This is a genomic window from Alienimonas sp. DA493 (assembly GCF_043951915.1).
In the GTDB taxonomy this organism is placed as follows: Bacteria; Planctomycetota; Planctomycetia; order Planctomycetales; family Planctomycetaceae; genus Alienimonas.
In genome coordinates, this window is sequence record NZ_JBINJD010000148.1 from 1 (window position 1) to 12,407 (window position 12,407).

Here is a 12,407-nt window from a genome sequence, read left to right on the forward strand (position 1 = left end):
CTCGCCCCGGGCCGCTGTTCGTGCGCCGGCCGGTCGCACGGCCGGGCGATCACGCGCGCCGGCGGCGACGACTCGCCCCGCGGGACGAGCCGGCAGTCTCACGCCGTTTCCAACTGCTTCGCGACCGGCGTGGGTGCCTCCGTCTGGAAGGCCCGGGCCCGATAGAGGAACTCGACAATGTTCCCCTCGTGCGGCTGGAGCCAGTTCAGGGCGATCGTCGGCACCGGGCCGATGTTCAGCCGGTCGATGTGCGTGGCGTCCATTAGTTCGGCCCGGAAGTCCGGGTCGTCGGTCAGGGCCGTGCAGACCAGCGTGAAGCCGATCTTCTTGATCATGTCCTTCTGCGGGCAGTCCACCACGGAGACGAACGGGAACATATATTCCGCGTTCGCCAGCGGGTGGTCCGGGCTGTCGCAGTGGATCACGGTGGGCTTCAGGAAGTCGTGGGAGCCCTTCTTCACCAGGCGCTCGCCGTTGCGGTACTTGGCGGTGACTTCCTCGGCGCCGGGCGTTTTCAGTTCGTCGTCGATCATCTCCGAGACCGCCTCGGCGACGCCCTCGGTGGTGAAGGCGGAGAGGCCGGCGTCCGGGTCGGCCATCGCCTTCGGCTCGTGCTTGGCGAGACGCCGGGCGAGAGCGTCGGCGATCTCGGCGCCGTGGCGGGGGGCGTAGATGCTGCTGGCGTTGATGCAGCCGCGTCCGCTGTTGGCGTAGACGCTGGTCTCCATCAGGTCGAGGTACTGCTCCCAGTCGTCGATCTTGTCCTCGCCGAACAGGATCTTGCTGAACCCGGCGCCGTGCACCTGCACGTTCGGGTTTCCGGCGTACTGCTCCACGGTCTTCTGGGAGCCGAAGATCATCGCCCGCTGGCAGAGTTCCGTGATCGCCCCGCCGACCTCGTGCGGGCCGGGGTACAGGCCGATCGCCTCGGCCGGGATGCCCGCCTTTTTGAAGGCGGCCTGCATGCGGTAGGGCGTCCACGGTTCGGTGGAGCCGGGCTTGAGGACGAGCCCGATCTGCATCGGGATCACCGGCAGCCAGAGGGTGTGCACGCCGGGGCTGTTGCTGGGCAGCACGCAGCCGAGCACCGGGCTGTTCGCCTGATAGCTGACGGTGACGCCGCGGTCCTCCACGCCGTAGCCCTTCGCCAACACGTCCAGCGGCAGGCCGCGGGTGAGGGCGTCGAGGATGTTGTCCATCTCCTTCAGGACGAACGCCGCCTTGTGCATGTTCGCCCGGCACATCTCGACCGGCAGGCCGGTGCTGGCGGATTGCAGTTCGCAGAAGTCGTCCTGGGACTGCGTGCCGGTGCCGACCTCCAGCGTGCCGTTGAGGTAATACTCGCCGGCCTCGCCGCACATCTTGACCAAATCGTGCGGGGCGATCTTTCGCAGGGCGGCCCGGGCGTTCTTCGCCTTGCGCATATCCATGCGGAGGACGCCGGCGTTCGCCTGGTGCACCTCGGCCAGCACCTCGCCGGTCTCGAAGTTTTTGACCTGGGTCTTTTCGAGGGACTCGTACGGCGTGCCGAAGCGGAGAACGGGCAGTTCGAGCATGGGAGGCTGTGCGTCTGGAAAGATTAAGATGCGTCTGGCCGGGGCGGGCGGCGCGCCCCGGGGCCGTTCGGGGCGACCGCCGTCGGGGTCGTCTAATACACGCCGACGGTCGTCTTCTTGGCGAAGACGTGATAGGGCCGCACGCCGCTGACGCCGTCCCAAGGGTACTTGCCGCAGGGCTTCTCGCGTTCGCCCTCGTCCCGCTCCAGGAAGCCGGGGATGAACAACTCCGGGGTGAGGGTGTACAGCTTCACCCGGCCGGTGGCGCCGTAGTCGACGGTCTTGGTGTGGTCGTCAAAGTCGACCACCTCCGTGACGGCCCGCGGCACCGGGGCGTAGTAGGTGATCTTGTAGTTGTCCTCGGCGGCGAAGGGCTTGCCGCAGGCCAGCCCCATCAGCGTGTTCCCGTAGGTGGGGGTGAGGTAGACGTTGCCCTCCAGCAGTTCCTCCGTGGCGAATTTGTACCACTGGGGGGTGAACTCCGTGCCGCCGCCGAAGATGCCGGTGATGCCCAGTTCGGCGAGGCTCGTTCCCTCGTCCAGCGCCCGCATCGCCAGGGCTTCGAGCAGCTTGGGGGTCGTGAACAGGCACTTCACGTTGTGCCCGCTGGTCAGCACGATCCAGGCCTGATCGATGACGTGCTTCTGGTAATCCTTGGCGACCTCCGTCTTGCCCGCCTTGAGGCTCTTCACGACGAATCGCGGGTCGAGGTCGACGCAGAAGGCGAGTCCGCCGCGGTACTGGGCGAGGTGCTCCACGGCCAGCCGCAGCCGCCGCGGGCCGGACGGGCCGAGCATCAGCCAGTCGCTGCCCATCGGGAACTTGTCCTCCGGCAGGGTGTCGGAGAACAGCTCGTAGTCGATCCAGTGATCCTCGGCGACGAGGCGGCTCTTGGGGGTGCCGGTGGTGCCGCCCGTTTCAAAGACGTACAGCGGCTTGCCCTCCAACCCCTTCGGCAGCCAGCGGCGGACCGGGCCGCCGCGGAGCCAGTCGTCCTCGAAGATGGGGAACTGCTTCAGCCCCTCGAAGTCCGTGATCGACAGCGGATCAAAGTCGTAGCTCTCGGCCTTCTCCAGCCAGAACGGGCTGCCGGTCTCCGGGCTGAAGTGCCACTTCACCATCGCCCGGACGTGGGCGTCGAGCATCGCCCGACACTTCTTCACCGCGTCCTCCGGGGCCGGCCCGGCGGGGTCGCTGCTGTTCGGGTCGAAATAGAACCGATGCACCCACTCCGGGTTGTCGGGGGACGGCAGCTCCGTCACGGCGTTCGGCACCCCGATGCCGACCTGATGATCCGGGCCCGCGGCGGTGGTCGGCTCGACGGACGGTGCGGCGCTCACGGGGGCGGACTCTCAAAAACAGGCGAACGGACGGGAGGACGGGCCGGGATCAATGCACAGCGATCCGGGCCCGGGATTCTAGAGAACCCCCCGCCGTCGGCCACCGAGCCCCCGCCCCGCCCCGCCGCAGGGGTGTCCCCAAAACGCAACAGAGGCCGATCCGAACGTTGCAGAAACCGCACACGCCCCCTTTTTCCGATTCACCCCACAGTCGCGAAAGAAATCCGTAAGACGAAACAGGGCAGTGACTTATCGCTCCTGACGGGCGAAAATGGGGGGATCGGCCCGCGAGTTGCGGATTTGCGTAGCACCCTTCCGAACCACGCCTTCCTCCGAACCACCGGTTCCCATGGCCAATCGCTTCGACCGCATCACGATCGACGACCGCGAGGGGTTTCACGTCCTCGACCTCGGCCGGATCGACATCTGGGACGGGGCGGACCTGTCGCTGCTCCGCGAGTCGCTCAGCCTGTTGATCACCACGCAGGGTTGCAGCGCCGTCGGCGTGGACCTCTCGCACGTCAAATACATCCCCAGCGGCTTCTTCGGGATGCTCTACGACTGGCAGGAGCAGGGCGTGGACGTGCGGCTGTACAATCCGCAGCCGAACGTCGCCGCGATGATCTGGTTCCGCCAGTTCGCCGCCCCGGTCGGCGACGGGGTCTACGAACTCGTGCACGAGGGCCGCATCGAACTGCCGCCCGAGGGTCAGCCCGGTTACCGGGAGCCGGACGACGAAGACCTTTTCGCCCGCACGACCGCCCTGGCCCGCTGAGTTGATCCGCCTCCCGGCTCATTCCGCCCCGGCGAGAGCGGTCCGCAAGACCTCCGCCGCCGGTTCGTCGAACGCGACCAGCAGCGCCTCGGCGGGCCGTTCGTGCTCGGCGAGAAACGCGGCGACCTCCCGCACCGCGATCTCCGCCGCCCGCTCCGGCGGGTAGCCGTACACCCCGCAACTGATCGCCGGGAAGGCGATCGACCGACACGCCTGCTCCTCCGCCGCCGCCAGCGCGTTGCGATAGCAGGCGGCCAACCGCTCCGGCTCGCCCTGTCCCCCGCCCCGCCAGACGGGGCCGACGGTGTGAATCACCCACTCCGCCGGCAGCTCGAAGCCCGGCGTGACCCGCGCCTCCCCGGTCGGGCACCGCACGCCCGGCGCGACCTCCGGCACGGCCCGGCAGGCCTCCAGCAGCTTCGGTCCCGCGGCCCGGTGGATCGCCCCGTCCACCCCGCCGCCGCCGAGCATCCGCTCGTTCGCCGCGTTCACCACAGCGTCGACGGCCACTTTAGTGATGTCGCCGACGACGACGCGGATACGATCGGTCGCAGACATCACAGCGGGGCGGGCGAGAGAACCTGGGAGAGAACCGGATGAGCGGCGCCGCGGTCGACGCAGAATACGCCGCCCTCGCCTCGGACTATGACGAGGACTGGGCCGCCTACAACCGGGCCACGACCGAGCGAACCCTCCGGGCGCTGCGGGACCGGGCGCCGGGGGACCGGGGGGACGAGCCGGGGCGGGCGCTCGACGTCGGCTGCGGCACCGGGGCGCTTTTGGCCCGGCTGACGCCGGCCGCCGCGACGGCCGGCGTGGGCTTGGACCGCTCCGCGGAGATGCTGGCGGTCGCCCGCCGTCGGCTTTCGGCCGCGTCGCTGGTGCGGGGCGAGGCGACGGCGCTCCCCTTCCCGGACGCCGCCTTCGCCGCGGCGGTCACCAACTCCTCCTTGCACTACGCCGACGACCCCGCCGCCGGCGTGCGGGAGTTGGCCCGAGTCGTGCGGCCGGGGGGAACCGTCGTCTGGACGGACTGGGACGGCGGCGCCCTGACCACCCGCGGCGTCGTCGCCTGGCTGCGGCTCACGCGGCGCCCACTGGGGCGGGTTCTTTCCGCGACAGCGATGGCCGAGGCCCTGAGGGACGCCGGCCTGACGGACGTCCGCCTCGACCGCTGGCGGCACGGCTGGCTGTGGGGGTTGGCGACCGTCTCCGGTCGCAAGCCCGGCTGAGGATTTCACGACCAGGCGAACAGCCGGGCGGCCTCCTCTCTGATCTCTCCCAACGCCTCCGCGGCGGCGGGGCCGGAAAGCGACGGGTCGAACAGGAACTCGCCCGACAAATCCGCCCAATCTTCGGCGAAGCCGACTCCGCCGTGCTTCGGGCGGCGGTCGTGGTCGCTGACGCGGACCTTGCGGTAGGCGGTCGGGTCGGCGGAGGCCTCGGGCCGCCAGTATTCGAGGTACAGGCTCAGGCTGCGGGCGCTGCGTTCGGAGCGGTAGAGCGTCCAACCAGCGGCCTCCGCGGCGGCGAGGACCGCGGCGTAGTGAGCGTACCGCCGCCCGGCGAGCCGGTTCGCCGCAACCTGCGCGTCCGGCGTGCGGTCCTCTTGCTCGTCGGGACCGGCGAAGAGAAACGCCGGATCGTCGCAGCGTTCGCAGAGGGTGAAGGTGCGTTCGCCGTTCAGCTCTGCGCCGCAGCGGCGGCAGGCGGTCGCGGGTTTGAGGAACCGGAGCGGGGGGGCGGGCCGCCAGACCATCGGGGCAAGCTAGCGAGGCGGGGACGGTCGGGCGAACGGGCGGGTTCGGCGGCCGCCGTTGACCGCGCCGGCCGGTCCGACCTAGGACCCGCCGCTCCCCAAGGTTCGCCCCGTCGCTCCGGCCGCCGGTCCCCCGGCGCCGGTCGACGTCCGCCGTTCGTCAAGGTTCCGACATGGCCGGCCCCGCCGCGCAACCCGCCGCCCCGACGCCGACGGCTTCGGCCCGGACCGCGGCCGGAGACGCCCCGCTGCGGACGGCCCGGTCCTCGCTGACCGCCGCCGCGGCCGTCTGCGGGCTGCTTGCCGCCGCGGCCCTCGCCGCCCTGCCCGGCTGCGCCGTGCTCTCCCTGCCGGACGGCGAAACCTTCGCCGCCCTCAATCCCCTCGCCGAAGATCAAGCCGCGAAGGAAGCCGAGGAGGCCTGGGACGGGTTGAAGGACTCCAGCGTCACCGTCGACACAAAATACGTGGGCCAATACACCAGCGTGACGGGCCGCAACGCGGTGGTCGTCACCGGCGTGGGCCTGGTCACCGGCCTGCAGGGCACCGGCGGCAACCCGGTGCCGGGCGAGTTCCGCACCCGCCTGCTGGACGACATCAAGAAGCGCGGCGTGACCGGCGGCAAGGACCTGCTCGCCCGCAACGACACCGCCCTGGTCGTCGTCACCGCCTACATCCCCCCGCTGGTCGACAAGGGCGAACCGCTGGACGTGGAAGTCCGCATCCCGCCCGGCTCCAACGCCACCGACCTCTCCGGCGGCTGGCTGCTGGAGTGCGACCTGACCGAGGGCGCCACCCTCGGCGGCGCCTTCCGCGAGGGCAAAACGCTCGCCACCGCCACCGGGCCGGTGCTGGTGCGGGCCAGCGACGACCAGTCCACCCGCCGGGCCAGCCTCTCCCGCGGCAAGGTGCTCGGCGGCGGCATCACCAAGGTCGGCCGGGCCCTCGAGATGCGGATGCACCACCGCTACAAGCAGTCCCGCATGGTGCAGAAAGTCGTCAGCGCGATCGGCAAGCGGTTTCATCACCGCGGCGCCGGCGGCGTGGAGGAGTCCGTCGCCAAGGCCCACACCGACGTCAAAATCACGCTCGACGTGCCGGACATCTACAAGGAGGACTTCCCCCGCTTCCTGCGGGTCGTGGACAGCGTGGCGATGTACGAGAACCCGGTCGCCCGGCGGCTGCGGATCGAACAGTTGGAAGAGGACCTGATGTACGGCCCGACCGCCGAGGTCGCGGCGATCCGCCTGGAGGCCGTGGGCGAGGAGGCGACGCCGGTCCTCAAACGCGGTCTGGAAAGCGCCGACGAGGAGGTGCGGTTTCACTCCGCCGTCGCCCTGGCCTATCTGGGCCGCAGCGACGGGCTGGAGGTGTTGCACGACGCCGCCCGGGACGAACCGGCCTTCCGCGTGTACGCCCTCGCCGCCCTCGCCGCCGCCGGCGGGCCGCAGGCCGCCGGCCAACTCCGCCGGCTGCTCGCCGACCCGCTGCCGGAAACCCGCTACGGGGCCTTCCGCGCCCTCTGGAGCGTCGCCCCGGACGACGCTTACCTGAACCACATCCCGATGCGGGCGCCGGACCCGATCACCGGGGAACCGTCCGGCCCGCCGCTGTTCCACCTCCACCCCGTCCGGGTGGACGGCGGGCAGAGCCTCGAAGAGGTCGCCGCCCTTGAAGAGGCCCCGGAGCCGCTGGTGCACATCAACCACAACCGCCGAGCCGAGGTCGTGCTGTTCGGCCCGAACCAGCGGTTCATCGCCCCGCTGACGCTGCGGGCCGGCCGGCTGCTGATCGGCTGCCCGCCGCGGGGCGACACGGTGACGGTCTCCCTGATCGCCCCCGGCCGCGAGGACGTGCGGGAGACGAGCACGAAAATCGCCGACGTGATCGCCGCCTGCGTGGAGCTCGGCGCCTCCTACCCGGACGTCGCCGGGATGCTCCAGCAGGCCGAGGCCCAGCACAACCTGCCCGGCCAGCTGGCGATCGACGCCCTGCCCACCGGCGGTCGCGTCTACCGCCGCAAGGGCGAGACCGGCGGCAGCGCCCCGGTCGGCGCCGGCGGGCTCACGCCCAACCTGTACCGCGGCTCCGCCGCTCCCGAGGACCCCCTCGCGGTCGACCAGTTCGAACCGGACGAGGACGATCCCGCCGTCCAGGCCGAGGAGGCGAAGGAAGCCGGGGAACTGGACGCCGACGCCGCGAACGCCGACGCCGGTGACGAAGGCGCCGCCGACGACGCCGCCGCCCCGGCCAAGCCCCGCCGCGTCGCCACCGTCGACCTGAACCCGAACCCGGAACCGGAGCCGGGCGTGGGCTCTAAGTTCAAGGCGCTGTTCCGCGGCGTGGGCGACGCCTGGGGCGGCGACGACCTGTCCGAGGAAGACTGGGGGACGGACGTCGAGTGAACGCGTTCGCCGCTCCGGGCGCCGCCCCGCCCCGCCCTGTCGAAGAGCCGGTTTCAGAAAGGAACCACGAACCCGACGCGTCAGCGAGGGAACCGAATGGCGAGCGGCGTCGGCTTCCGGCCGACGCCCTCGCTCACGCTTCGGGTTCGTGGTGAAACCAGCTCATGCTCCGCTCCCTCGAACTGGCCGGCTTCAAGTCGTTCGCGGACCGCACCCGGTTCGAGTTCCACCCCGGCGTGACCGCCGTGGTCGGCCCCAACGGGTCCGGCAAGTCGAACGTCATCGACGCGGTGAAGTGGATTCTGGGCGACCAGAGCCCCAAGAGCTTGCGCGGCAAGAAGATGACGGACGTCATCTTCAACGGCTCCGCCGGTCGCAAAGCCGCCGGCAGCGCCGAGGCGACCCTCACCTTCTGCAATAAAAGCGGCTGGCTGCCCGGGGCGGAGCGCGGCGACGTCTCCGTCGGCCGCAAGGTCTGGCAGAACGGCGACAGCGAGTACCTGCTCAACGGCAAGACCGCCCTGCTGAAGGAGGTTCGCGACCTGTTCGCCGGCACCGGCGCCGGCGGGGCGACCTACGCGATCATCGAGCAGGGCCGCGTCGCCCAACTGCTCGAAGCGAACGCCGCCGGCCGGCGGGCGGTGTTCGAGGAAGCCGCGGGCGTCAGCCGGTTCAAGGCGAAGCGGGACGAGGCCGAGCGCCGTTTGGCCCGCACGGAGCAGAACCTGCTCCGGCTCACCGACGTGACCGACGAGGTCGAGGCCCAACTCGCCTCCACCCGCTCCAAGGCGAAGAAGGCCGGGGAGTGGAAGCGGCTGGACGCCGAACTGCGGCGCTGGTGGATCGGGCTGGCCGCCGACGAATGGCGGGCGCTGGCGGCCGACCGGGCCGCCGCCCGCGCCGACGCGGGGGGAGACGACGGGGAGACCGCCGCCCTCGCGGCGGAGATCGCTGAACTGTCCGCCGCCGGGGAGGAGCTGGACGCCGCCTTCGCCGCCGCCGACGCCCGCCGTCGAGAGGCCGACGCCGCGGCCCAGGCGGTCCGCAGCGGACTCGCCGCGGACCTCGCCGCCGCCGCCGCCGGCCGGGATCGGCTCGCCGAGCAGGAGGGCGAAGCCGCCCGGCTGGACCGCGACCGCACCGCCGCCGCGATTCGTCTTGCCGAAGCCGCCGCCGAGGCGGAGCGGGACGCGGCGCTGCTGGAACGTGCGAACGCCGACCTCGCCGAACGCTCCGCCGCCCATCAGGCCGCCGCCGAGGACCTGCGGGTTCGCGGCGAGCAGGCCGAGGCCGCCGGCGCCGAGCTGGCCGGGCTGCGGGAGTCCCGGCTGACGGCGCTGCGGGCCGCCGACAAAGCCGCCGCCGAACGGGACCGCCTGCGGGCCGACGCCGCCGCCGCGGAGGTCGCCCAGACCGAGGCCGAAGCCCGGTTGGAGCAGGAGGAAAGCCGCCTCGCCGCCGCCCAGACCGCCGCCAGCGAGGCCGCCGCCGTGGCCGCCGCCGCCGGGGAGCGGTTCCGCGCCGCCGCCGGCCGCCTCGCGGACCTGCACGCGGTGCGGTCCTCCCTGTTGAAGGCCCGCGAAAAGCTGGCCCGCCGGCTGTCGGAATTGCGCGAGCGCCACGGCGCCGGCGCCGCCCGGCTGGCGGTGCTCGACGAACTGGACGAACGCGGCGACGGCGTGGGCGTCGCCCTGCGGGAGGTGCTCCGCCGCGCCCGGGCCGCCACCGCCCCGCCCTGGTCGCTGGTCCGCGGCACGGTCGCGGAGCTGCTGGACTGCGACCTGGACGACGCCGCCCTGTTGGAGGTCGCCCTCGGCGAGCGGGCCTCGCTGGTGGTGATCGACGACTTCGACGCCCTGCTCCCCCACCTCGAACGCCACAGCGCCGAATACCGCAGCCGCGTCGGCTATTTCTCCCGGCGGGCCGAAATAGGAACACCGCCCGGCCCGTCGAACCCGGACGACGCCTCCGGCCTTCGCGGTTTCAAGCTGATCGACACCCGCGGCCGCGGCCCGGGCGCCGCGTCGTTCCCCCCGTCCTCCTCCCCCCTTCCCCCACCCTCGTCGGACCTCGGCGGCCTGCCCGGGGTCGTCGGCCCGGCCGTGGACCTCGTCGCGCCCGGCAACGCCTACCCCGAGTTGGCCGAGCGGCTGCTGGGGGACACGTGGGTCGTGGAAACGCTGTCGGACGCGGCGAAGCTGTCCGCCGGTGCCGGCCGCGGGCGGCGGTTCGTCACCCGCGGGGGGGAACTGCTGGAGCCGGACGGGGTACTGGTGGTCGGCCCGCCGCGGGGCGAGGCGGCGCTGCTGACCCGCGTCGCCGAGCGCCGCCGCCTGCGGGCGGAGCTGGACCGGACCGCCGCCGCGACCGCCGGCGGGGCGGAGCGTCGGGAGGCGCTGGGCGAGAAGCTGGCGGAGGTCGAGGCCGCGCTGGAGGGGGCGACGAAGGAGAAGGAGGAGGCCGCCGCCGCCCTCGCCGCCGCGGACCGGGACCGGGACCGCACCGCGGACCTGCGGGACGCCGCCCGCGACCGCCGGGACGCCGCCCATGGGGAAGCCCGCCACGCCGCCGGCCGCCGGGACGAGCGGGCCGCCAAAGCCGACGCCGCCGCCGAGGCCGCGACCGAGGCCGCCGCCGCCCTCGCCGCCGCGGAAGCGGTCCTTTCTGAACAGACCGCCGCCGCGGACGCCGCCGACGCCGCCCTCGCCGCGGACCGCGACGCGCATGCCGCCGCTGGACTGGACCTCGCCAAGACCGAGGAACGGGCCGGGGGGCTGCGGTCCGCCCACGACCGGCTGATCCGGGACGTGGCGGCGAAGCGGGAGGCCCTGCGGGAGGCGGACGAGCGCCGCGCCGCCGGCCGCCGCCGCCGCACGCAGGCGACGCTGGCGTCCCTCAACGCCGCCGCCCGGGCCGCCGAACGCATCTCCGAGCGGGACCGTCTGACGGAGCAGGCCGCCGCCGTCGCCGTGGAGGCGGAAGAACTCGCCGAGCGCCGCCGCGCCCACGCCGGCCGCTTGCAGCAGGTCGAGAGCCGCCGCAAAGCGTTGGAAGACGCCGCCCGGGCCGCCGAGGACGGTCTGCGGGACCGCGCCGCCCGCCTCTCCGCCACCGCGGAGCGGCTGCGCGAGGAGTACGGGATCGAGTTGGAAGAGGTCGCCGCCGTCCCGCCGGAGGACGGCGGTCCGTCGGCGTTGCGGGAACTCGCGGAGGAACGGGCCGGCGCCGTCGGGTCCGCTGAGCGGACCGATTCGGATGATTCGGAGCCGTCAGAAACGGTCCGCACAGCGGACCCTACGGATTTGCCGGAGTTGGACGACGAGCGGGCGGAGCTGAACCGCCGCGTGGACGCCCTCCGCGGCAAGCTGCGGGCGCTGGGGGCCGTCGACCCGGACAGCCTCGCCACGCTGGAGGAGCTCGAGGAACGCCACGGCCGGCTCAGCCGGGAGCTGAACGACCTTGTGGAGGCCAAACGGCTCCTGGAGGACCTCATCCGCCGCGTGAACCGGGAGAGCAAGGAGCTGTTCCTGGAGACGTTCGCCAACATCCGCGGGCACTTCCAAACGCTGTTCCGCCAGCTGTTCGGCGGCGGCGAGGGGGACGTGCGGCTGGAGGACGAGAACGACCCGCTGGAGTGCGGCGTGGAGGTCTTCGCCCGTCCGCCCGGCAAGGAGCCGCGGAACATCTCGCTGCTCTCCGGCGGGGAGAAGACGATCGTCTGCGTCGGCCTGCTGCTGGCGATCTTCCGCAGCAACCCGAGTCCCTTCTGCATCTTCGACGAGGTGGACGCCGCCCTGGACGAGGCGAACATCGGCCGCTTCCTGCGGGTGATGGCCGACTTCAAGAAGGAAACGCAGTTCCTGATGGTCACCCACCGCAAGCCGAGCATGTGCGACGCCGACGTGCTCTACGGCGTGACGATGCAGCAGAGCGGCGTCTCCAAGCGGCTGACGGTGCGGTTCGAAGACGTCGGCGACGACGGCCACTTCAAAGCCCCCGCCGACGCCGCCCCGGACGACGCGGCCGCTCCGGAACTGCGCCGCGCCGCCTAAGTTCTTGGCCTGCCCGAACCCGGGGCAGTTTCCTTGGTCGGACGTCTCGCGGCGTGTCGCGGCGCCTCGCCAGACGCTGCGTCACGGAGCCGTTCTCTTTTGCGCTGCCGGCTCTGCGGGCATCGGCGCTGAAAATGGGGTCGATCACACGGGCACAGGAGGCGCACACCGGGAATTTCCCGATTTTTTTCTTTTCAGAGGAATTTCACCGACACCCTCACGGAACTTCACCGGGCAAGATACTGAAGAGTCCTGACTCGGGGGCCTAAGTGGGTGGGGCGGCGACGTCGGGACGAACTCCCCCTCTCCCCTCTCCTCCTCATTCCCAGGAGAACGTCTTGCACCTCTCGCAAACGCCCCGCGGCCGTTCCGGCCGCCTCGGCTTCACGCTGATCGAACTGCTGGTGGTGATCGCGATCATCGCGATCCTCGTCTCCCTGCTGCTCCCCGCCGTCCAGCAGGCCCGCGAGGCCGCCCGCAAAAGTCAGTGCCAGAACAATCTCAAGCAGATCGGACTGGC

At 72.0% G+C, this 12,407-nt stretch carries 9 protein-coding genes; 5 read left to right on the forward strand and 4 right to left on the reverse strand.

The annotated features are described in order from the left end of the window. Nucleotides 1-98 precede the first annotated feature (98 nt). Together ACG2DA_RS18030 and ACG2DA_RS18035 are read right to left on the reverse strand one after the other, a co-directional pair. Nucleotides 99-1,556, reverse strand: coding sequence for an aldehyde dehydrogenase family protein (locus tag ACG2DA_RS18030; protein WP_395257377.1), 1,458 nt, complete (start codon nucleotides 1,554-1,556; stop codon nucleotides 99-101). A gap of 92 nt (nucleotides 1,557-1,648) precedes the next feature. Then, nucleotides 1,649-2,701, reverse strand: coding sequence for a hypothetical protein (locus tag ACG2DA_RS18035; protein WP_395257393.1), 1,053 nt, complete (start codon nucleotides 2,699-2,701; stop codon nucleotides 1,649-1,651). 544 nt (nucleotides 2,702-3,245) lie between these two features. Between ACG2DA_RS18035 and ACG2DA_RS18040 the strand changes: the two genes are divergently transcribed. Further along, a complete protein-coding gene (locus ACG2DA_RS18040) occupies nucleotides 3,246-3,671 on the forward strand; it encodes a hypothetical protein (protein ID WP_395257379.1) in 426 nt (141 codons plus the stop codon). Between the two features lie 18 nt (nucleotides 3,672-3,689). On the opposite strand, the gene ACG2DA_RS18045 is transcribed toward ACG2DA_RS18040, so the two are convergent. Next, complete coding sequence (locus ACG2DA_RS18045) at nucleotides 3,690-4,229, reverse strand: O-acetyl-ADP-ribose deacetylase (RefSeq protein ID WP_395257381.1); 540 nt, start codon at nucleotides 4,227-4,229, stop codon at nucleotides 3,690-3,692. A gap of 38 nt (nucleotides 4,230-4,267) precedes the next feature. Here ACG2DA_RS18045 and ACG2DA_RS18050 point away from each other — a divergent pair, with 38 nt between their 5' ends. Then, nucleotides 4,268-4,903: a methyltransferase domain-containing protein gene (locus ACG2DA_RS18050; protein ID WP_395257383.1), complete on the forward strand. Its 636-nt coding sequence runs from the start codon at nucleotides 4,268-4,270 to the stop codon at nucleotides 4,901-4,903. Between the two features lie 5 nt (nucleotides 4,904-4,908). Here the strand turns inward: ACG2DA_RS18050 and ACG2DA_RS18055 are convergent, their stop codons facing one another. Continuing rightward, on the reverse strand, nucleotides 4,909-5,430 hold the full coding sequence (locus ACG2DA_RS18055) for a hypothetical protein (RefSeq protein WP_395257385.1): 522 nt from the start codon (nucleotides 5,428-5,430) through the stop codon (nucleotides 4,909-4,911). A gap of 173 nt (nucleotides 5,431-5,603) precedes the next feature. On the opposite strand from ACG2DA_RS18055, the gene ACG2DA_RS18060 reads away from it, so the two are divergent. From ACG2DA_RS18060 to ACG2DA_RS18070, 3 genes are all read left to right on the forward strand, one after another. Further along, the gene (locus tag ACG2DA_RS18060) at nucleotides 5,604-7,835 is read left to right on the forward strand and encodes a flagellar basal body P-ring protein FlgI (RefSeq protein WP_395257387.1); all 2,232 of its coding nucleotides are present in this window, start codon (nucleotides 5,604-5,606) and stop codon (nucleotides 7,833-7,835) included. Nucleotides 7,836-7,999: 164 nt separating this feature from the next. Then, nucleotides 8,000-11,887 carry an AAA family ATPase gene (locus tag ACG2DA_RS18065; RefSeq protein ID WP_395257389.1) on the forward strand — a complete coding sequence of 1,296 codons (3,888 nt, stop codon included), beginning with the start codon at nucleotides 8,000-8,002 and terminating at the stop codon, nucleotides 11,885-11,887. A 338-nt stretch (nucleotides 11,888-12,225) separates the two neighbouring features. Then, nucleotides 12,226-12,407: type II secretion system protein (locus tag ACG2DA_RS18070; protein WP_395257391.1), on the forward strand; the 182-nt coding region annotated here is incomplete at its 3' end.

Excerpts from the sequence above, each read along its gene's own strand:
- ACG2DA_RS18050 (WP_395257383.1), top strand. The coding sequence starts at position 4,268 with ATGAGCGGCGCCGCGGTCGACGCAGAATACGCCGCCCTCGCCTCGGAC.
- ACG2DA_RS18030 (WP_395257377.1), bottom strand. The coding sequence starts at position 1,556 with ATGCTCGAACTGCCCGTTCTCCGCTTCGGCACGCCGTACGAGTCCCTC.
- ACG2DA_RS18055 (WP_395257385.1), bottom strand. The coding sequence starts at position 5,430 with ATGGTCTGGCGGCCCGCCCCCCCGCTCCGGTTCCTCAAACCCGCGACC.
- ACG2DA_RS18065 (WP_395257389.1), top strand. The coding sequence starts at position 8,000 with ATGCTCCGCTCCCTCGAACTGGCCGGCTTCAAGTCGTTCGCGGACCGC.
- ACG2DA_RS18045 (WP_395257381.1), bottom strand. The coding sequence starts at position 4,229 with ATGTCTGCGACCGATCGTATCCGCGTCGTCGTCGGCGACATCACTAAA.
- ACG2DA_RS18040 (WP_395257379.1), top strand. The coding sequence starts at position 3,246 with ATGGCCAATCGCTTCGACCGCATCACGATCGACGACCGCGAGGGGTTT.
- ACG2DA_RS18035 (WP_395257393.1), bottom strand. The coding sequence starts at position 2,701 with ATGCTCGACGCCCACGTCCGGGCGATGGTGAAGTGGCACTTCAGCCCG.
- ACG2DA_RS18060 (WP_395257387.1), top strand. The coding sequence starts at position 5,604 with ATGGCCGGCCCCGCCGCGCAACCCGCCGCCCCGACGCCGACGGCTTCG.